This window comes from Komagataeibacter europaeus (assembly GCF_002173515.1).
GTDB lineage: Bacteria > Pseudomonadota > Alphaproteobacteria > Acetobacterales > Acetobacteraceae > Komagataeibacter > Komagataeibacter europaeus.
Genome location: NZ_CP021467.1, coordinates 657,648 through 675,481, shown reverse-complemented (window position 1 = coordinate 675,481; position 17,834 = coordinate 657,648). Strand labels below are relative to the sequence as shown.

The window sequence follows — 17,834 nt, the reverse complement described above, 5'->3', positions numbered from 1 at the left end:
ACAGGAACCGGAAACCATGGACCAGATGGACAATATATCCTTCGCCCCCGGCATTGACGCGGCCCTGCAGGCGCGCGTGCTGGCCGCGCCGCATTTCCGGCGGTGGCATGACGGAATGCGCACGCGCTTCACCCTGCGCCATGTGCTGGTGCGCGACGCCATTGCCTTTGACGCGCGGCGCATGGGGTTCATACTGGTCGAGGCCGACGCTCTGCATGAAGGCAACCGCGTGCCCGGCCTGGCCCTGCTGCGCGGGGATTCCGTATCGGTGCTGCTGGTGCTGAAATGCCCGGGCTATCCCGACCGCACCGTGCTGACGTGCGAGGCACGGGTACCCGTGGCGCGCCCCGACCTGCTGGCGCTGCCCGCCGGGATGCTGGATGGTGGCGCGTTTGTCAGCACCGCCGTGCGTGAACTGTCGGAGGAAGTGGGCGCCGACCTGCAGGTGCGCGCGCAGGATCTGGTGAAGCTGACCGATGTCTGGCTGTCCCCCGGCGGCTGTGACGAGGCGATCGGCCTGTATTACGCCGAACTGAACATAAATGAGACACTGGCCCAGGCCCTGTGCGACCGCCAGACCGGCGTTGCGCGGGAACATGAATATATCCACCTGCGGGTCATTGACCTGTCGGCGGTGCCGCATATCGGCATGACGGACGCGAAAACGTTGCTTTCATGGCACATGTATCAGGCCCGTCGGTAAGCGCCGCTTTTTTTGTTGACACAACCCCGTGAGGGCAATCATAAGGGGCGGAAGCAGACTGCCTTGTGCAACTGCTTCTTGGACGTTTCCTCCCTAAACTCAGCGGTGCATATGCACCGCTTTTTTTTGGCCTGTGTTTATATAAATTTCCTATAACTGTATGTCGTGTAGTATAGTCGGGATCCCACATATACGAGAGACGGGAAAGAAAGCAGAATGAGCGGTATCTTCAATGACGTCATGGGCAAGCTGAGCGACCTGGCGGGCGCGTCGGGCCTGTCGCAGCAGGTGCATTCCTACCTGTCGCAGCTGTTGACACCCGCAACCATCGGTTCACTGGTGACGCAGGCGGAACAGGCCGGACTGGGGGACAAGGTGCGTTCGTGGATCGGTGATGGCCATAACCTGCCCATTTCCACCGATGAACTGCGCAGCCTGCTCAGCAGCCAGCAGGTGCAGGCCATGGTGGACAAGACCGGTCTGCCAGCCGCCACCATCCTGCCGGTTCTGGCCCACCTGCTGCCCGAAGCCGTCAATACCCAGACGCCGCAGGGCGCGGTGCCCACCAAGACCGCCTGACGTGCGACAGGAGGGCCGGGTATCATGCCCGGCCTTTTTCATTCCGCCGCCTGCTGCCCCGGCATGCCGCCATACTGCACCAGACGGACCACCAGATCCCCCAGCACGGCCTGCAATGCCGTAAAGCCTGCATGCGGTAACAGCGTATCCTGATCCATGTACAGCGCCCGGCTGATTTCCAGCTGCAGCGCCTGCACGCCCCGGCGCGGCCGGCCATAATGGCGGGTGACGTAACCGCCGGCAAACGGGACATTGCGCGCGACACTATACCCATGCGCCAGCAATGTACGTTCCACCAGCGCCGTCAGTTGCGGCGAACACGCCGTGCCCCACGCATTCCCCAGAACAAAATCCGGCTGCGCGCCCCGCCCCTTCAGCACGGGCATGGAATGGGCATCCAGCAGGATGCAGCAGCCATGCCGCGCCACGCTGTCGGCCACAAGGGTGGCCAGCGCGTCATGATAGGGCTGCCAGCAGGTGCGGATGCGGGCCTCGGCCTCGCTGAAGGGCAGCGGGCGGGGATAGATCGGCCCGTCATGGGAGACAAGGCGCGCGATCGTGCCAAAGCCCGCCCTTACCTTGCGGCTGGTGGTATTGCACCAGTCCGGCAGCTTTTCACGGAACATGGTGGGATCGAGTTCCCATGCCTCGCGGTTGGCATCGCAATAGGCGCGGGGAAAGGTCGCATGCAGCAGCGTCGCCCCCTGCCCCGGCGCAGATGCGAACAACTGGTCCACGTAACAGTCCTCGCTACGCCGCAGGGCGCGCGCATCCAGCCGCGACATGCGCAGGAATTCCGGCGGATAGTTCCGGCCCGAATGCGGTGACGCCACGATGACGGACGTCCCCGCCCCGTCGGGGCAATGGATATGAAACGGCGGCATGGCGGGTTCCGTCACGGCGTTTTTTCCGCGGGTAACGGCCACGGACAGCCCCGGATGGCTACGGGCGGGAAGGCAGTACAGCACATGCCTGCCATAGGGACAGGAGGCCGCTTTGCGGTCAATGCGATTTTTTTCAAAACAGGGGTTGCATCCCCCTGAAAGGGCAAGTAAAAGCCACCTCACCGGAGCGGTTAGGGCGCATAGCTCAGCGGTAGAGCACTACCTTGACATGGTAGGGGTCACAGGTTCAATCCCTGTTGCGCCCACCACCGCTCCGGTCAGAAACCCCATGAAAATCAGTGAGTTCGCCATTACGATTTCAATCCAGACGGATTGGATCGGTTCATGTCGTGTCCCACCGGCACGGATCAGTCCGCGCCCCTTTTCCATAATCGCCATATGGCGATTATCGTTGTGCCATTCCATATACTGCACCCGCACCCATTCGGTTGGTACAGGTCACGATGCCGCAACACCGAATTTCCAGATGCCCCCCGGGTCGCAGCAGATGGAAGCCCGTGCCGGTTTCCGGTACGCCTGAAAGAGCCAGTAGATTGGACAACACGATCAGCGCGGCCGTCGGGGCGCGCGTAACCGGGACCATGCGATTTAACGCGGCGGTGTTCTGGTTGACCCGGACCGTCGTAGCATCCGGGTGATGACGCGTGCCCCCCCGTGCGGAACGGGCCGCAATCATGATTGATGTTGACCGTAAGGTCTCATTATACAAGATAAAATCTGAAAACTGATAAAGATTGCCTGTCATGAAAATTATACTGAACAAAAAACTGATAAATGCATTGAAGGAAAGACATATAAAAGTAGATGGCGCTAAATTATATATACGGTGCCTGAATGAAGATGCCGAGATAGAAGGATATGCCGGGTTCAAGCACAATACACTGTTCCAGTGTGGCGCATTTTCATATTCATTTTCCAAAATTTACGCGAATGTCTCGGTTGGAAGATATTCATCCATTGCAAATAATTTTTCAGATTTCAGCAGGGGACATCCGCTGGACTTTGTCACGTCAAGTCCCGTAATCACTGACGGTTTTTATCGTGACCTTGCGAAAGAGCAGGATAAAGACTGGAATACAGTGCCGTTTTCACCTGAATATGGAAAAATAGTCATAGGAAATGACTGCTGGATAGGTGCCAGGGTCCTGGTAAAAGGCGGCGTAACCATCCATGACGGCGCTGTTGTCGCCGCAGGGTCTGTCGTGACAAAGGACGTGCCCCCCTATGCAATTGTCGGGGGCAATCCTGCCCGGATCATAAAGATGCGATTTGATGAAAAAATCATCGAGAAAATGCTTCAGATCAAATGGTGGGATTACGCTTACTGGGACCTGAACATGCTGAACTGGCAGGACCCGGTGGAATTTACACAGATGTTTGAAAGCCAGGTGGAAGGAATAGAAAAATTCCATCCCCCTAAAATAAGATTTTCCGACCTGAAGTCTGTTTCGGACACGACCCCAAGGAAATTACTTGAAAAAGTGCTTGGACCGGCCCTGAGGACATTGGCGTAGGCAAGTCCTCGGCCGCTTGATATGGCAGATGAAAGCACATGACCGGATGCCGCGGCCAGGACGGGCGTGGTGATGCTGATCGTCACAGGCCACGACGCGTCATGCTGTTCCCGCCCCCGGTTTGCATGCGGCGGCGGGTTTTCACACCCGCGCCGGGCGGGGTCAGGCGGGCACAGGTTCCGCCGCGACAGGATGCATGACGGGCGGCGCGTGCCAGCGGCCCTGGTCCACGTCCGCGATCTCGCCATCGATCTCGGCAATGACCTGCCGCGAAAACGGGCCGAGATGCAGGTATAACGCGCTGGTCATCACCACATAGGGCAGCGCCCTGGGGTTATGCAGGGCGCAGTCCAGCATCATGCGCCAGAACTGTCCGGCCGTGCCCGGTCCCGCGCGGTGGATACGGAACATAAGCCGGAAAAAGCTGCGCAGGTCGCCCTTTATCATCCGGTGCGCGCGCTTGCGCCCAAGCATCCGGCCAAGCCTGCGGACACGGCCGAAATAGGCAACCGGGTCATAGATGGCCGCAAGCACCGTCCTGTAGTCGTTCAGCACGTCGCGACGCGGGCGCTTTGTCTCGAAATTCAGCCCCGCCGTGCACTGGTCGCCCGACTGCGTCTGTTCGCTGCCGGAAAAAAGGCGCCCTTCCGCCAGCAGGCGGCGCGTCAGCTGTGTCGTGGGCAGGGCATAAAGCAGGCCGACCATGCAGACCGGGATCGACGTATCCTCGATACACTCGATCATGCCTCCGGCGACGCTGCCCTTTTCACTGTCGAAGCCCACGATGAAGCCCGCATTGACGAAAATCCCGGCCTTGTGGATCGTCTCGATGCTCTGCTGCAGGCTGCGCCGCGTGTTCTGCTTTTTCTGCATCAGCACGAGGGAGTCCGTATCCGGGCTTTCGATGCCGACGAATATGGCAAAGAAATTGGTATCGGACAGGCTGCGCAGCAGGTCGGGGTCATCCGCGAGGTTGATGGACGCCTCGGTCGAAAATTCGAAGGGGAAATTCTTCTCATCCTGCCAGCGTTTCAGGTCGGGCAGGAATTTCTTCAGCGCCTTCTTGTTGCCGATCAGGTTGTCATCAACAAAATCCACATGCCCCCGATACCCCAGCGCGTACAGGGCATCGAGTTCGGCCATGACCTGTGCATTGGTCTTGGTGCGCGGCACCCGGCCATACAGTTCGATAATGTCACAGAATTCACAACTGAACGGACACCCGCGCGAAAACTGGACGCCGACATGCAGGTACTGGTCCAGCTTCAGCAGGTCAAAGCGGGGCAGCGGGCTTTTCGTGACATCCGTCTTGCCCATCGGCGCTTCGAACACGCCCTGCCGGTCACCCTTGCGCCAGGCTGCGATGAAATCGACCATGATTTCCTCGGCTTCGCCCAGGACCTGAAAATTCGCGGCGTCGTACAGCGCCGGGCTGGATGTGACATCGGGGCCGCCAACCACCACCGGCTTGTCATGGGCATGGCACATTTCGATAATGTGCAGGGCATCGTTACGCTGCGGCAGCATGCCGCCGGTCATCACGATGTCGGCCCATGCGAAATCCGCCTCATCCAGATGCTCGGTATTGCGGTTGACCAGCCGGACTTCCCAGTTTTCGGGCAGCAGGGCCGCAACGGTAATCAGGCCGAGCGGTGCGGCCGGATAGCGCGCGCCAGCCAGATCACAGGCTTCCTGGTAGTTCCAGAATGAATTGGCGTTGAAGAGCGGGAAGATCATCAGGACCTTGCAGGTATCGGTCATTATGATGAGATCCCTTGGTCTGCCTCCCCTTCCTGATTGAAACGGCCTCCCTGGCTGGTGGCAGGGCGAATGCGGACGGACTGATCCATCTTTGTTGGAATGGCTCTATTCCGGCGAACGGTCGTCATGTGGGTCTTCCATCTGGATGAAGGGAGTCTGTACACCGCCTGCCCCACAATAGCGATAGAGGAGCAATTGCAATGTTGGATCGCCGTTTTGCAAAATGTAACAGGAATATGAAAGCCCCCGTCCGCCCTGCCTGACACGCCGGTGCGGCACGGCCATCCCGCCCCCGCCACGCCGCGCTTTCATCCAGATTTCGGGTCATGACCCGGCGCGGGCCGATGTGATGCGTGGGGCAGGCAAACTTTTTCCATGGCCCGGCATTGTCATGCCGGAGGGGGAGCTTTTGCCGCATATGGCGCGCAAGGCCCCGCCAATCACCCACAACGGGAGGATGGACCATGCCGCGTGGTGACAAATCCGCATACACGGACAAGCAGAAGCGACAGGCCGAACATATCGAGGAAAGCTACGAATCCCGTGGCGTCAGCGGGGACGAGGCCGAACGCCGCGCCTGGGCCACCGTCAATAAAGAGACGGGTGGCGGCAGGAAAAGCGGATCGGGCCGGGGGCATGCGACAACGCACGAACCCGCACGCAGGGGTGGGTACGCTGGCGGGACGGCCACCGCCCGCCGTCCGGCGGAAAAACGCGCGGCTTCCGCCCGGAAGGCCGCTGAAACGCGCCGCGAAAATGAAGGGAAATAGGATACGGTCCCCACACCGTGTTTTCCAGAACGACAACGGCTCCCCTTCCCGATGGATCAGGAAAGGGAGCCGTGCCGGTGCCTGCATGTCAGGCGGTATCAGAAATCGAGGGACGTCTTGACGTAGTACATCCCGCCATTGAACCCATAGGGGGAATAGGACGCGTATTTCGCCAGTCCCTGCTGCGAATTGGCGATCGCGCTGGAAATGCGGGTCGGGTATTTGTTGCCAAGGTTGTTCGCGCCGACACCGATGGTCCACCGTGGAACGGGCTTGTAGTCCACTTCCAGGTTGGTGATGAAGGCCGGGTTCTGTTCAAACGGCACGGCGCCGGGACCGGTCGGGGCCGCCATGTAGGTGATGGAGCCATAGCGCATTTCCTGCAGGAAGACGGACCATTTCTTGTACTGCCAGTTTACGCTGATCTGCTCGCGGTTCTTGGGCGCGGAATGCAGGACCATTTCCTTGGTGTATTCATTCACCAGGTTGTTGCGGGCGGAACGGATCTCGTTATCGGAGAAGTTGATGCCCATGGCGAACCGGAACTTGCCAAACCGGTGCGTATGCAGCGTGTAATCCGCACTCAGGTCACCGCCAAACGTCTGGGTGTTGTACAGGTTGGCATAGTACGACAGTGACGTTGCGCTGGAAATATTGGCCGCCGCCAGCAGTTTCTGCAGCGTGGCGTCATTCGGATCGACCGAATAGGACTGCGTGCTGCCCAGACGGTCATTGATTGCGATGTAATACAGGTTGCCCGTGATGTGGAAATCATCCACCGGCGTTGCATCAAGCCCGATGGTATAGCTGCGCGAATACTCGCCCTTCATGTTGCCAGCGCCCAGGTATTTGGCGATGGCGCTGTTCGCGGGCACCTGGTCCACGGTGTAACCGGGATAGGGCGCTGAATAGAAATAGGACATTTCACCCAGCGTGGGCGGGCGGTAGCCGGAATTGATGTTGGCCCGGATCGCCCAACGCTTGTTGAAGTTGTAACGCGTGCCGATGGACCCGGTCTCGACGGTGGCCAGGTTGTTGTAGCTGTCAACGCGGCCGCCCAGCGTCCATTCCCATTTCTTGGTGATGTAGAAATCCAGGTTGACGAAACCTTCGTACACGTCGCGGTTCTGGTTCGTCACCGCCATGGGCACGTTGCCGGGGTGATCGGTTGCCCCCTGCCCGCCCCATGACGCGGTCTCACCCTGCGTCATCTGGAAGGTGTCGTGACGGTATTCCGCGCCGAATTTCAGGTTGATGTCCCGGGGCAGCAGGCCGGTGTGGAACGAACGCGATCCCCGCAGCCCGGTCGTCAGTTCGGATGAAATCGATTCACCGTCATAGAAGGACGTCTGGGTCGGGTCATAGACGTATGACCCGCCCGACATCGTGGCGTTTTCTGAATCCTTGGTGCCGTATTTCTGCTGGTCGCGGCCATAGGTTACGTACGCATCCCATGCAAAGCCGAATTTGCGCGCGCGGATGCCGTTATCCGTCTCGAAATCATACTGGTCCATGGTGATGTAGGGCTGGTCACCATTGGGGTAGAGCGACGGGTTGACCCATTCATCCGCGCCCGAATTGGCACGGTATGTTTCAGGCACGTTGGCGCGACGGTGCGAGAAGGTGGACGTGCTGTAGAAGCTGAACCCGTGCGCCACGGGAATGGACATGTTTTCGCTCAGCGTTTCAAGCGTGCTCTTGGGCAGGCCCAGGCCGCGCTGCACGTTACGGTCCGCCGTTGCGTTGCGCGTGGGATCGGCAAACAGGGTGCCATAGAAATCCCCGCCCCGCGTCGTGGGCAGCTGGTGGGTAACCTGTGCCGCCAGGTCAAGGTAGCCGCCCTTGTTACCCAGCGCCATGGCGTAGCTGGCCGAACCATCCAGCGCCTGCCCGTCGCCCGCGTAATACCCGCTGTTCTTGAAATTGATGGTGCCGCCATGCGTGTCGCGCTTCAGCACGATATTGACCGCGCCGGCAATGGCGTCCTGACCGTACAGCGCGGACGCGCCTTCGGTAATGACTTCGATATGGTCGATCGCCGTGATGGGGATAAGCGAGATATCGGCCGGTTCACTGCCCCAGTTGGTGCCCGCGTTGGAATTGAAATTCGCACCGATATGGCGGCGATGGCCGTTCACCAGGATCAGCGTGTCATCAGGCGACTGCCCGCGCAGCTGCATGGTCTGGACAAAGGAACTTGCGCCACCACCGGGCAGGGCTGCGGTGGTGATGGCGGGGTTGGCCTGCGCCAGCGCGGAAAGCACATTGGTCTGGCCGGTCTTGAGCAGTTCCGCGCCGGTCACGACCGTTACCTGCGTGGTGCTGTGGCGCGCCGCGCCCGGTGAAAAGACGGAATTGGTCTGATGGCCACCCACATGGATCACTTCCGGCTGGCCGGACGCGCGCAGCGCCGTGGGCGTGGCATGCTTTACGACCGTCGTCTTCTTGGCGGGGGCAACCCTGTAGTGTTTTTCAGGGGATGAAACGGCTGCCGTCGCGGCTTCACCCACGACCGGTACGAATGTACCGAACGCGACCCCAGCCACCAGATATAACTTCCGCTTTGATAGGCCTGACATCTGCCTTCCCCCCCCTGAAACCCGAACCGGACGTTTGGTAACGAATATGTGCAGGTTTATGATGCGCGTTCGTTACGATTTGGCGTCATATGGATTATTGATATGTTCGGGGGCGGTGGCGGTTCTTACTTGGATTTAATGAATTATATAACTGAAAACGCTTCGGGTTTTCGGGTGTGTCGCGTTCTGGACACTATACATTGCAAGTATCAGGAATCCTGTTTCGAAAATGGATCGAGCCGCCACGCCCCTGCGCGCGAAGCGTTAATTCCCCGAAACGTCATGCCCGCACATGACAATATATTGACAATTTCAGAAATATCCCTATTATCAATGCAATAAAGCCCCCGGCCTATAATATTTATGGAGTTCCAGTTGGATATACGGCGACTGCAGGCTTTTATTAAAATCATTGACCTTGGCAGCATTTCCCGCGCGGCTGACCTGCTGAATATTGCACAGCCCGCACTGAGCCAGCAGCTGGCCACGCTTGAAAACGCCTTCAAGCAGAAACTTGTCATCAGAAGCAAAAGCGGCGTCACGCCCACCACGGCTGGGTCCGAACTGTACCGGCATGCGCAGACCCTGACCAAACAGTTCGACCGGGCCATGGTTGAAATAACCCAGGGGGCCGGGCCGCTGGTGGGCAAGGTGTCGGTCGGGCTGTCGCCCTACAGCGCGGGGTCCACGCTGTCGGTCAAGCTGCTGCAACGCGTGCGCGCGCGCCTGCCCAACATCACGCTGCACCTGACCGAAAGCTTTGATGACATCTACAGCGAACTGATCATGACCGGGCGGCTGGACATGGCGGTCATCCACGGCGCGGGGCCGATCAAGGGTGTTATCTTCACCCCGTTGATGAAGGAGGAATTCTTCCTGCTCGCCCCCCACGGGCTGGAATTCCCGCAGGATGAAACCGGGGCGGTGCAACTGGTGGACATAGCCGACACGCCCCTGCTCCTGCCGCCGCGGCACAACTTTGTCCGCAAGAGCGTGGACATGGCCTTCATGCGCAAGCAGCTTGAACCGCGCATCGTCGCCGAGATCGAGGCCCTGATTACCCTGCAGGGCGCGATAGAAGAAGGCATCGGCAGCACCATCCTGCCCTGGTCCGTCGCCAGTCGCATTGTCGTGCCCGGCCGTTCGCGCATTTACCCGCTACGCAACCCGGTCATTCAGGAAGACGTGTCGCTGTGCATTCCTGAAATCATTCCCGAAACGGAAGCCTCCGTCGCGGTGCGCGAACTGCTCATCGAACTGGCCCAGGCCATGGCGGCCTCGCACAACTGGCCGGGCGCCCAGCCTTTCGGCTGAGGGGTTCAGCCCGCCTGCAACCCCACGTTGGGGCTGGTCAGCGCATCGGGCCGCAGCAGGGCCGCAAGCCGTTCGGGAGAAAGCAGGTTTTCCTCCACGATCAGGTCCGTCACCCTACGGTTTTCCGCCAGTGCGCGTTTGGCGATGGTCGAACACGTATCGTACCCCAGCACCGGCACCAGCGCCGTGATGATGCCGATATTGATGTCCGACAGGTACTGGCACCGCGCCCGTTCAACGGAAATGCCGTTGATGCAGCGCGTGGTCAGGGTTTCGATCGCGGCGCGCAATGTCCTGATGGATGTAAACAGGCAGTAGCCGATCATCGGTTCAAATGCATTCAGCTGCAACTGCCCGCCATCGGCGCACATGGTAATGGTCATGTCATGGCCCGCGACCAGATAGGCCACCTGATTGACGGCCTCGGGTATGACGGGGTTGACCTTGCCCGGCATGATGGACGATCCCGCCTGCACCGCCGGCAGCACGATTTCACCCAGTCCCGTGCGTGGCCCGCTGGACAGCAGGCGCAGGTCGCTGGACATCTTCGACAGTTTCAGCGCCAGGCGCTTCAGCACGCCGGAAAACAGGACAAAGGCGCCCACGTCAGATGTCGCCTCGATCAGGTCCGGCGCGCTGACCATGGGCCGCCCGGTCAGGCGGCGCAGTTCCGCCATGACGGTCGATGCATAACGCGGGTCGGTATTCAGCCCCGTCCCGATGGCCGTGCCGCCCAGATTGACCCGCTCGAACGCTGCGGCATGGGCTTTCAGACTGCTGATTTCCGTGGCGATCGCCGTGCGGAACGCCCCGAATTCCTGCCCGACGGTCATGGGCACGGCATCGCGCAACTGCGTGCGGCCGACCTTCAGGATCGCACCAAAGGCTTCCGCCTTTTCATCCAGCGCCCCGTGCAGCCCCCCAAGGGCATCAAGCAGCGGGTCAACCGCCAGCAGCAGCCCCAGGCGGAGCGCCGTCGGATAGACATCATTGGTGGACTGCGCCATGTTGACATGGTCATTGGGGTGCAGCACGGCATATGTGCCCGGCTTTTCCCCCAGCAGGCCAAGGGCCACATTCGCGATGACCTCATTGGCGTTCATGTTTGTCGATGTGCCCGCCCCGCCCTGCATGGCGTCCACGACAAACTGCGCGCGGCAGGCCGGGTTTTCCAGTATCCGCCGGCATGCGCCCTCAATGGCGTCGGCGCGGGTGCGGTCCAGGTAACCCAGCGCCAGGTTGGCCCGTGCCGCCGCCTGCTTGACCGTCACCAGTCCCTGCACCAGTTCCCCGAACGTGCCGATTGGCGTGCCACTAATGGGAAAATTATCCAGCGCGCGTTTCGTATGCACACCCCACAGGGCGCCGGGGGGAATGGTGACCTCACCCAGCAGGTCGCGCTCGATGCGCTGACCGGGCACTGCCGTCTCCGGCCCCACGGGCCTGGTCGGGGCCGTGGGGGTGCAGGTTGCGGCGTCTGGTGCCGACGGGGGCATATTCATCATTCCGGCCTATGCTGGTTAAAATATTATTTCAAGACAACCGAACAAACGTTTCCGGGTGCAGCCTTTATTTAAAAAATTTCACCAGAAACTTCCTTATTATTGCGGGATGCTTCCCGGCCTGACTTTTCAGGCAGGGCAATACCGGACCGGAGGCCACGATAACCGCGCCATCCCTGAAATCCTGCGCATGCCGCCCGCATCACGTCAATAAAACAGCGTGCCTGAAGCGCCGGATACTGTTGCCCGCGCGGCTACGGTATCCGGCCGGTGTGTATCAGTCGGGCTGGATGTGCATGACGGTCGCGCCATATCCGACCAGCGCGCCGGGCTGGCCCACGACATCCACCACCGTCCCCGCCGCTGCCGCGGAAACCGGGACCTGCAGGCTGTCCAGTGTCAGGAGCGCAACCACATCCCCCTGCGCCACCTTCATCCCCACCGGGGCAAAAGGCGCGTCGCGCAATGGATGGGTCAGGCACAGGTGACCGAAATACGGCGTCCTGACCGCAACATGCCCTGCCCCGGCATGCGCCTGGGGGACTGCGGCCTGCGCCGCGGGCAGGCCCGCATCCGCCTGTCCCACGCGGATGCGCAGCTTCAGTCCGGCTGCCTCATTCGTCAGTTCCAGACTGTCCAGCCCCGCCTGGGCCAGCCATGTCGCCATCTGCGTGATCTGTTCGGGTTCCGGCAGGCGGTCGAAATGCGGCACCAACTGTTCGGACCGGTTGTTCATGGGGCCGTCCTTTGTGCAAGCCAGCGTTCAAGATAGTGGATGTCCACCCCGCCGCGCCGGAAATCCGGGTCCGCCAGCAGGTCACGGTGCAGAGCGATATTGGTTGACACCCCTTCCACCTTCATTTCCGCCAGCGCCACCTGCATCCGCGCGATGGCTTCGGCACGGGTGGCGCCATGGCTTATGATCTTGCCGATCAGCGAGTCATAATAAGGCTGCACCGTATAGCCCGCGACCACATGCGTATCGACCCGGATACCCGGCCCACCGGGCAGGTCCCAGCGCGTGATGGTACCCGGCGATGGCATGAAGGTGAACGGATCTTCCGCATTCAGGCGGCATTCGATGGAATGCCCCAGCAGCGGAATGTCAGCCTGCGCGACACCCAGCGGCTCGCCCTGCGCAATGCGCAGCTGCCCGGCCACGATATCGATGCCGGTCGTTTCTTCCGTGATCGGATGTTCGACCTGCACGCGGGTATTCATTTCGATGAAGGCGAATACCCCGTCTTCATACAGGAATTCGAACGTGCCCGCGCCACGGTAGCCGATGCGGCGGCAGGCTTCGGCACAGCGTTCGCCAATTTCGGCAATCGTCTGCCGTGCGATTCCGGGGGCGGAGGCCTCCTCCAGCACTTTCTGGTGGCGGCGTTGCAGCGAACAGTCGCGCGCGCCCAGCCACAACGCCGTGCCATGCGTGTCACACAGCACCTGTATCTCGACATGGCGCGGCTTCTGCATGAAGCGTTCAAGATACAGCGTCGGGTTGCCAAAGGCCTGCTGCGCTTCCTTGGCGGTCAGTGCGACCGCCTGCGCCAGGTCGGCCTCGCACTCGACCACGCGCATGCCGCGCCCGCCACCGCCGCCCGATGCCTTGACAATGACCGGGAAGCCCACCTGCAACGCAATCGCCTTCACCGCGTCCATGTCCGCAGGCAGCGGCCCGTCCGACCCGGGCACGCAGGGCACGCCCGCGTCGCGCATGGCGCGCTTGGCGGTGATCTTGTCGCCCATCATGCGGATCGACGCACCCGTCGGCCCGATGAAGGTCAGGCCCGCCGCCTCCACCGCATCGGCGAAATCGGCATTTTCCGACAGGAAGCCATAACCGGGATGGATGGCCTGCGCCCCGGTCAGGCGGGCGGCCAGCAGCAGCCCGTCGGCGTCAAGGTAGCTGCGCGCGGCGGCGGCAGGGCCGATGCACAGGGCGACATCGGCCTCCTGCACATGGCGGCTGTCGGCGTCGGCTTCGGAATACACGGCCACCGTCTCCAGCCCGAGCTGGCGGCAGGCGCGCTGGATACGCAGCGCGATTTCGCCACGATTGGCGATCAGCACGCGGCTGAAACGTGGGGTCTCACTCATGCCAGCCGGAACAGGGGGGTCCCCGCCTCCACTTCGGTGCCGTCTTCCACCAGCACGGCGGCGATTTTGCCAGCCTGCGTGGCGCGGACGGCGTTGAACACCTTCATGGCCTCGACCAGTCCCACTTCCTGCCCGACCGCCACGTCCTGGCCCACCGTGACGTAGGGGGCCGCGCCGGGCGATGGCGAAAGATGGAACACACCATAGGACGGGGCCGCGATGACGGCGTCCGCCACCGGCGCCGCCGCGGGGGCCGCGGCCACGGGCGCAATGCCCGTGTCCACGGCGGCGGTTGCGGGCGCGGGCGTGGCGGCAGGCTGCGCGCCGCCACCACGGGTGATGCGGATACGGCAGCCGCCTTCCTCAACCTCAAGCTCCGTGACCGGGGCATGGGCCACAAGGTCGATCAGCCGCCTGACATGCGTGAGATCCACCGGTCTTACGCCGCGCCGGACGTCTTCTTGGCGAAGTTCAGGCCGCCCACCACCTGCATGGTCGGCAGCACCTCCATGAAGCTGACATTCATGCGCTGCGGCGCCATAACGGCAAAGGCGACGGAGTTGGCGATATCCTCGGGCAGCAGGGATTCATATTCATCAAAGAAACGCTTCTTCGCCTCCTCCATGTTGCCGATCAGGCGGCCGAACACTTCGGTTTCGCAACGCGCGGGGGAGACTTCGGTCACGCGGATATGGTGGCCGAACAGGTCACAGCGCAGCTGCTGCGACAGGGAATGCACGCCCGCCTTGGTGGCGTGATAGACCGTGTTGCCACCGGCAAAGGCGTAATGCCCGGCAATGGAGGTGATGTTGACGATATGCCCACGGTCACGTTTGATCATGCCCGCGATCACCAGCCGCGTCAGCTGCAGCACCGCGCGCAGGTTCACGTCAACCAGCGCGTCGATATCCTCGGGCGTGGTGTTGGTGATGTTGCCCGTGCGCGACTGCCCGGCGTTATTGACCAGGATGTCGATCTCAAGCCCGCTTACCAGCGCCTCGATCCCCGCCTGGTCGGATACGCTGACGGCATGCACGACGCACCCGGTTTCCTGCGACAGCTGTTCCAGCCGCGCCGCGTCACGCGCCAGGGCATGCACTTCGATCCCTTCCCTTGACAGGCGGCGGACGATTTCCGCGCCAATGCCGGAGGATGCGCCGGTGACGAGGGCGGTACGGTACGGCTGGTTGCTCATGGTAAGAAAACCCGATCCTGAACAGAGAAACTAATCCCACCCGGCGCCACAACGGCTGCCGGATGCTCAGCTATTCACTACATGCTACCGGCCCGGCGCGACCAGCGCCAAGAGCACTTCGTTCTCACGCCATAACAATATATGATGGCCCGGTTATCATCCTGATCCATAAGATTATCCAATAGCCATACAACCAGAATTGCACTGGTCATCGTTACGCAAACGGCCTTACTTTCCGGGTCGGCACCAGATGCCGCGAAACCTGTATTGCGACACTTCGGGCGCGATACCGGATCCCGCCATTTTCCGGGATATGACCAGCACTGTTCCAGGGACTGTGTATTTTGAACACGGATATGAAGAACGACGTGGCGCGCGATACCCATGCCGTGCCCACCATCAGCATGATCGGCACCCGCGCCATGCTGTTCGAGGCGCCAGGGGACTTCACCATGGCCCACCAGCGCCGGATCTGGGCACTGATGGACGCGGCACAGGCACGGCCCGACGTATGCGAACTCATTCCCGGCGTGACCAACCTCATGCTGATCTTCGCTGTCCCGCCCGACAGCCCGCGGGCCGTGGCCGACTGGCTGCGCCATGCATGGGATACCCTGCCCGAACGGCATATCGAAGGGCGCCTGTTTGAAATCGGCGTGCGCTATGGCGGCGAACTGGGCGGTGACCTGGCCGCCGTCGCCGCCCATGCGGGCCTGCCACCGGAGGAGGTGATCGCCATCCACCACGGCAGCGAATACACCGTGTGCGCCATAGGCAGCGCGCCGGGCTTTGGCTACCTGCACGGGCTGGACCCGCGCATCGCCACCCCGCGCAAGACCGTGCCATCGCTGAACATGCCGGCGGGGACCGTTACCATTGGCGGCATGCAGGCGGGCATTTCCGCGCTGACCGGGCCGAACGGGTGGAATTCCATCGGGTATACCGAGATTACCCTGTTCGATCCCTGCAGGCAGCCACCGGCCCTGTTCGCCATTGGCGACCGCATCCGCTTTTATCCCGAAAGCATCGCGCTGTGATTACCATCCTTGAAACATCCGCCCTGAACACGGTGCAGGATCTGGGCCGTCCCGGTTACCGCAACCTTGGCGTGGGCACATCCGGCGTGATGGACGCCCTTGCGCTGCGGGTGGGCAATATCCTGCTGGGCAACCCGGTGGATGATGCCTGTATCGAACTGCAGACCTATCCCTTCGTCCTGCGCTTTGACGCGCCGGCCAGCCTTGCGGTGACGGGCATTGATGCCGCAATCGAAATCGATGGCCGCACCATCCTGCCATGGATGGTCGAAACGGTGGCGGCGGGACAGGTGCTGCGCGTGGGGCCGCCCAAAACCGGCGCGCGCGGCTATATCTGCATAGCGGGCGGGATTGAAGTGCCCGTGGTGCTGGGATCGCGCAGCACGCAGCTGCGTGGCGGCTTTGGTGGCCTGGACGGTCGCCCGCTGGAAGCGGGTGACACGCTGCAGACCACGGGGGCCACGCTGGACGTGTCGGGCTACGGCGCCCTGCCGCCCGCGGCGGTGCTGGATACCGTGGCCTGCGGGGATGATGCGAAGGTCATCCACCTGCGCGCGATGCCGGCGACCGATTACGAGCTGTTCACCCCCGAATCCCGGCAGCGCCTGTGGGACACCCCGTGGCGCATCACACCGCAGAGCAACCGCGTGGGCTACCGCCTGTCGGGCGCGCCGCTGGAACTGCACCATCGGGTTGAACTGCGTTCCTACGGTGTCATTGCCGGTATCGTGCAGGTGCCCCCGGCGGGGGAACCGATCGTGCAGCTGGCCGACGCCAATACCGTGGGTGGCTACCCCCGCATCGCCACCGTGATCGAAGCCGACCTGTGGCGGCTGGCGCAGGCGCGCATCGGCACGCGCATCCGCTTCCACGAATGCAGCTTTGCCGAAGGTGTCGCCGCCATGCGACCGGTCGATGCCTATCTGGACGACCTGCACATGATGGTTGACCGTTACCGTACATCCGCGCGCTGCCGCGCGGGCATCAGGTCTGGAGACAGGGCATGAAGATCGACCTCAATTCCGACATGGGCGAAGGCTTCGGCCGCTGGCGCATTGCCGATGACGACGGGCTGATGGACACCGTGTCCTCGGCCAATATCGCCTGCGGGTTCCATGCCGGTGACTACGCCATCATGGACCGTACCGTACGTCTGGCGAAGGAAAAGGGGGTCGGCATCGGCGCGCATCCCGGGCTGCCGGACCTCATGGGTTTCGGGCGGCGCAACATGGCCGTGTCGGACGCGGACATGGAATCCATGATGTGCTACCAGATCGGCGCGTTGCAGGGCATTGCCGCCCGCCATGGCCACCGCGTCACCCATGTCAGCTACCATGCGGCGTTCGGCAACATGGCGAATGCGGATGAAGCCCTCGCCCTGCGCCTGACCCGCGCCATTGCAGCCCTTGACCGGGACCTGAGCGTGTTCTGCATGCCCGGCCAGGCAACCGAACGCGCGGCGGAAAAGGCCGGGCTGCGGGCCCGGACGCTGTTTCTGGCCGACCGGGCCTATACCACGGCGGGCACGCTGGTCCCGCGCGGGCAGCCGGGCGCCGTGATCCATGATCTGGCGGGCGTGCGCGCGCGCGTGAAGCAGTTCCTGCACGACGGGTCGGTCACGACCATCGACGGCAAGCGCCTGCCGGTCAGGGCGCAGTCCATCCTGGTCCACAGCGACACGCCCGGATCGCTGGAACTGGCGCGCGCCATCCGCGCGGAAATCGTGGCCAGCGGCGGCGTGCTGACACCTGCCTGCCAGCTTGGGGACTGATCCCCGGCCCCGCACCCATAAGAATTTCCTATTGCGCCGCAACGAACTCCTATGACCCGGAACATGCCCCATGCGTTACGGTGTCGTAACGTGAAACAGGCGGG

16 protein-coding genes and 1 tRNA gene are annotated in these 17,834 nt (G+C 62.0%); 9 read left to right on the top strand and 8 right to left on the bottom strand.

Features of this window, described 5'->3' with window-relative positions:
• Positions 1 to 16 precede the first annotated feature (16 nt).
• Positions 17 to 703, top strand: coding sequence for an NUDIX domain-containing protein (locus tag S101446_RS02930; RefSeq protein ID WP_087607556.1), 687 nt, complete (start codon positions 17 to 19; stop codon positions 701 to 703).
• Positions 704 to 919: 216 nt separating this feature from the next.
• Complete coding sequence (locus S101446_RS02925; RefSeq protein ID WP_019085504.1) at positions 920 to 1,282, top strand: YidB family protein; 363 nt, start codon at positions 920 to 922, stop codon at positions 1,280 to 1,282.
• Positions 1,283 to 1,320: 38 nt separating this feature from the next.
• Here S101446_RS02925 and S101446_RS02920 read toward each other — a convergent pair whose 3' ends face one another.
• Positions 1,321 to 2,166: an N-formylglutamate amidohydrolase gene (locus S101446_RS02920; RefSeq protein ID WP_087608810.1), complete on the bottom strand. Its 846-nt coding sequence runs from the start codon at positions 2,164 to 2,166 to the stop codon at positions 1,321 to 1,323.
• Between the two features lie 194 nt (positions 2,167 to 2,360).
• On the opposite strand from S101446_RS02920, the gene S101446_RS02915 reads away from it, so the two are divergent.
• Together S101446_RS02915 and S101446_RS02905 are read left to right on the top strand one after the other, a co-directional pair.
• A tRNA-Val gene (locus S101446_RS02915) sits at positions 2,361 to 2,435 on the top strand.
• Between the two features lie 495 nt (positions 2,436 to 2,930).
• Positions 2,931 to 3,701: a CatB-related O-acetyltransferase gene (locus S101446_RS02905; RefSeq protein ID WP_010509383.1), complete on the top strand. Its 771-nt coding sequence runs from the start codon at positions 2,931 to 2,933 to the stop codon at positions 3,699 to 3,701.
• 162 nt (positions 3,702 to 3,863) lie between these two features.
• Here S101446_RS02905 and S101446_RS02900 read toward each other — a convergent pair whose 3' ends face one another.
• Positions 3,864 to 5,462, bottom strand: a complete 1,599-nt coding sequence (locus S101446_RS02900) for a B12-binding domain-containing radical SAM protein (protein WP_087607555.1) — start codon at positions 5,460 to 5,462, stop codon at positions 3,864 to 3,866.
• 464 nt (positions 5,463 to 5,926) lie between these two features.
• Between S101446_RS02900 and S101446_RS02895 the strand changes: the two genes are divergently transcribed.
• Positions 5,927 to 6,232 carry a plasmid stabilization protein gene (locus S101446_RS02895; protein WP_087607554.1) on the top strand — a complete coding sequence of 102 codons (306 nt, stop codon included), beginning with the start codon at positions 5,927 to 5,929 and terminating at the stop codon, positions 6,230 to 6,232.
• A 98-nt stretch (positions 6,233 to 6,330) separates the two neighbouring features.
• On the opposite strand, the gene S101446_RS02890 is transcribed toward S101446_RS02895, so the two are convergent.
• Entirely contained in the window at positions 6,331 to 8,811 is a 2,481-nt protein-coding gene (locus S101446_RS02890; protein ID WP_026019808.1) for a TonB-dependent receptor plug domain-containing protein, read from the bottom strand.
• 375 nt (positions 8,812 to 9,186) lie between these two features.
• Here S101446_RS02890 and S101446_RS02885 point away from each other — a divergent pair, with 375 nt between their 5' ends.
• Positions 9,187 to 10,125 carry a LysR substrate-binding domain-containing protein gene (locus tag S101446_RS02885; RefSeq protein ID WP_010509378.1) on the top strand — a complete coding sequence of 313 codons (939 nt, stop codon included), beginning with the start codon at positions 9,187 to 9,189 and terminating at the stop codon, positions 10,123 to 10,125.
• 5 nt (positions 10,126 to 10,130) lie between these two features.
• Here the strand turns inward: S101446_RS02885 and S101446_RS02880 are convergent, their stop codons facing one another.
• The 5 genes from S101446_RS02880 to S101446_RS02860 all read right to left on the bottom strand — a co-directional run bounded on the left by S101446_RS02880 (position 10,131) and on the right by S101446_RS02860 (position 14,922).
• Positions 10,131 to 11,621, bottom strand: coding sequence for an aspartate ammonia-lyase (locus tag S101446_RS02880; RefSeq protein WP_244184427.1), 1,491 nt, complete (start codon positions 11,619 to 11,621; stop codon positions 10,131 to 10,133).
• A gap of 283 nt (positions 11,622 to 11,904) precedes the next feature.
• Positions 11,905 to 12,363, bottom strand: a complete 459-nt coding sequence (locus S101446_RS02875; RefSeq protein ID WP_087607552.1) for a biotin/lipoyl-containing protein — start codon at positions 12,361 to 12,363, stop codon at positions 11,905 to 11,907.
• Positions 12,360 to 13,727, bottom strand: a complete 1,368-nt coding sequence (accC, locus tag S101446_RS02870; protein ID WP_087607551.1) for an acetyl-CoA carboxylase biotin carboxylase subunit — start codon at positions 13,725 to 13,727, stop codon at positions 12,360 to 12,362. Before accC ends, S101446_RS02875 begins: the two co-directional genes overlap by 4 nt.
• On the bottom strand, positions 13,724 to 14,161 hold the full coding sequence (locus S101446_RS02865) for an acetyl-CoA carboxylase biotin carboxyl carrier protein (protein ID WP_053323028.1): 438 nt from the start codon (positions 14,159 to 14,161) through the stop codon (positions 13,724 to 13,726). The genes accC and S101446_RS02865 overlap by 4 nt, the downstream gene beginning before the upstream one ends.
• A 5-nt stretch (positions 14,162 to 14,166) precedes the next feature.
• Complete coding sequence (locus tag S101446_RS02860; RefSeq protein ID WP_087607550.1) at positions 14,167 to 14,922, bottom strand: SDR family oxidoreductase; 756 nt, start codon at positions 14,920 to 14,922, stop codon at positions 14,167 to 14,169.
• Between the two features lie 356 nt (positions 14,923 to 15,278).
• Here S101446_RS02860 and pxpB point away from each other — a divergent pair, with 356 nt between their 5' ends.
• From pxpB to S101446_RS02845, 3 genes are read left to right on the top strand one after another with little or no spacing between them, the layout of a single operon-like run.
• Positions 15,279 to 15,959 carry a 5-oxoprolinase subunit PxpB gene (gene pxpB, locus S101446_RS02855; RefSeq protein ID WP_087608809.1) on the top strand — a complete coding sequence of 227 codons (681 nt, stop codon included), beginning with the start codon at positions 15,279 to 15,281 and terminating at the stop codon, positions 15,957 to 15,959.
• Positions 15,956 to 16,966 carry a 5-oxoprolinase subunit C family protein gene (locus S101446_RS02850; RefSeq protein WP_087607549.1) on the top strand — a complete coding sequence of 337 codons (1,011 nt, stop codon included), beginning with the start codon at positions 15,956 to 15,958 and terminating at the stop codon, positions 16,964 to 16,966. Before pxpB ends, S101446_RS02850 begins: the two co-directional genes overlap by 4 nt.
• Positions 16,963 to 17,730 carry a LamB/YcsF family protein gene (locus tag S101446_RS02845; RefSeq protein ID WP_087607548.1) on the top strand — a complete coding sequence of 256 codons (768 nt, stop codon included), beginning with the start codon at positions 16,963 to 16,965 and terminating at the stop codon, positions 17,728 to 17,730. The genes S101446_RS02850 and S101446_RS02845 overlap by 4 nt, the downstream gene beginning before the upstream one ends.
• The last annotated feature ends 104 nt before the right edge of the window (positions 17,731 to 17,834 follow it).

Coding starts and splice junctions, on each gene's coding strand:
- S101446_RS02930 (WP_087607556.1), top strand. CDS start 17: ATGGACCAGATGGACAATATATCCTTCGCCCCCGGCATTGACGCGGCC.
- S101446_RS02925 (WP_019085504.1), top strand. CDS start 920: ATGAGCGGTATCTTCAATGACGTCATGGGCAAGCTGAGCGACCTGGCG.
- S101446_RS02920 (WP_087608810.1), bottom strand. CDS start 2,166: ATGCCGCCGTTTCATATCCATTGCCCCGACGGGGCGGGGACGTCCGTC.
- S101446_RS02905 (WP_010509383.1), top strand. CDS start 2,931: ATGAAAATTATACTGAACAAAAAACTGATAAATGCATTGAAGGAAAGA.
- S101446_RS02900 (WP_087607555.1), bottom strand. CDS start 5,462: ATGACCGATACCTGCAAGGTCCTGATGATCTTCCCGCTCTTCAACGCC.
- S101446_RS02895 (WP_087607554.1), top strand. CDS start 5,927: ATGCCGCGTGGTGACAAATCCGCATACACGGACAAGCAGAAGCGACAG.
- S101446_RS02890 (WP_026019808.1), bottom strand. CDS start 8,811: ATGTCAGGCCTATCAAAGCGGAAGTTATATCTGGTGGCTGGGGTCGCG.
- S101446_RS02880 (WP_244184427.1), bottom strand. CDS start 11,621: ATGCCCCCGTCGGCACCAGACGCCGCAACCTGCACCCCCACGGCCCCG.
- S101446_RS02875 (WP_087607552.1), bottom strand. CDS start 12,363: ATGAACAACCGGTCCGAACAGTTGGTGCCGCATTTCGACCGCCTGCCG.
- accC (WP_087607551.1), bottom strand. CDS start 13,727: ATGAGTGAGACCCCACGTTTCAGCCGCGTGCTGATCGCCAATCGTGGC.
- S101446_RS02860 (WP_087607550.1), bottom strand. CDS start 14,922: ATGAGCAACCAGCCGTACCGTACCGCCCTCGTCACCGGCGCATCCTCC.
- pxpB (WP_087608809.1), top strand. CDS start 15,279: ATGAAGAACGACGTGGCGCGCGATACCCATGCCGTGCCCACCATCAGC.
- S101446_RS02845 (WP_087607548.1), top strand. CDS start 16,963: ATGAAGATCGACCTCAATTCCGACATGGGCGAAGGCTTCGGCCGCTGG.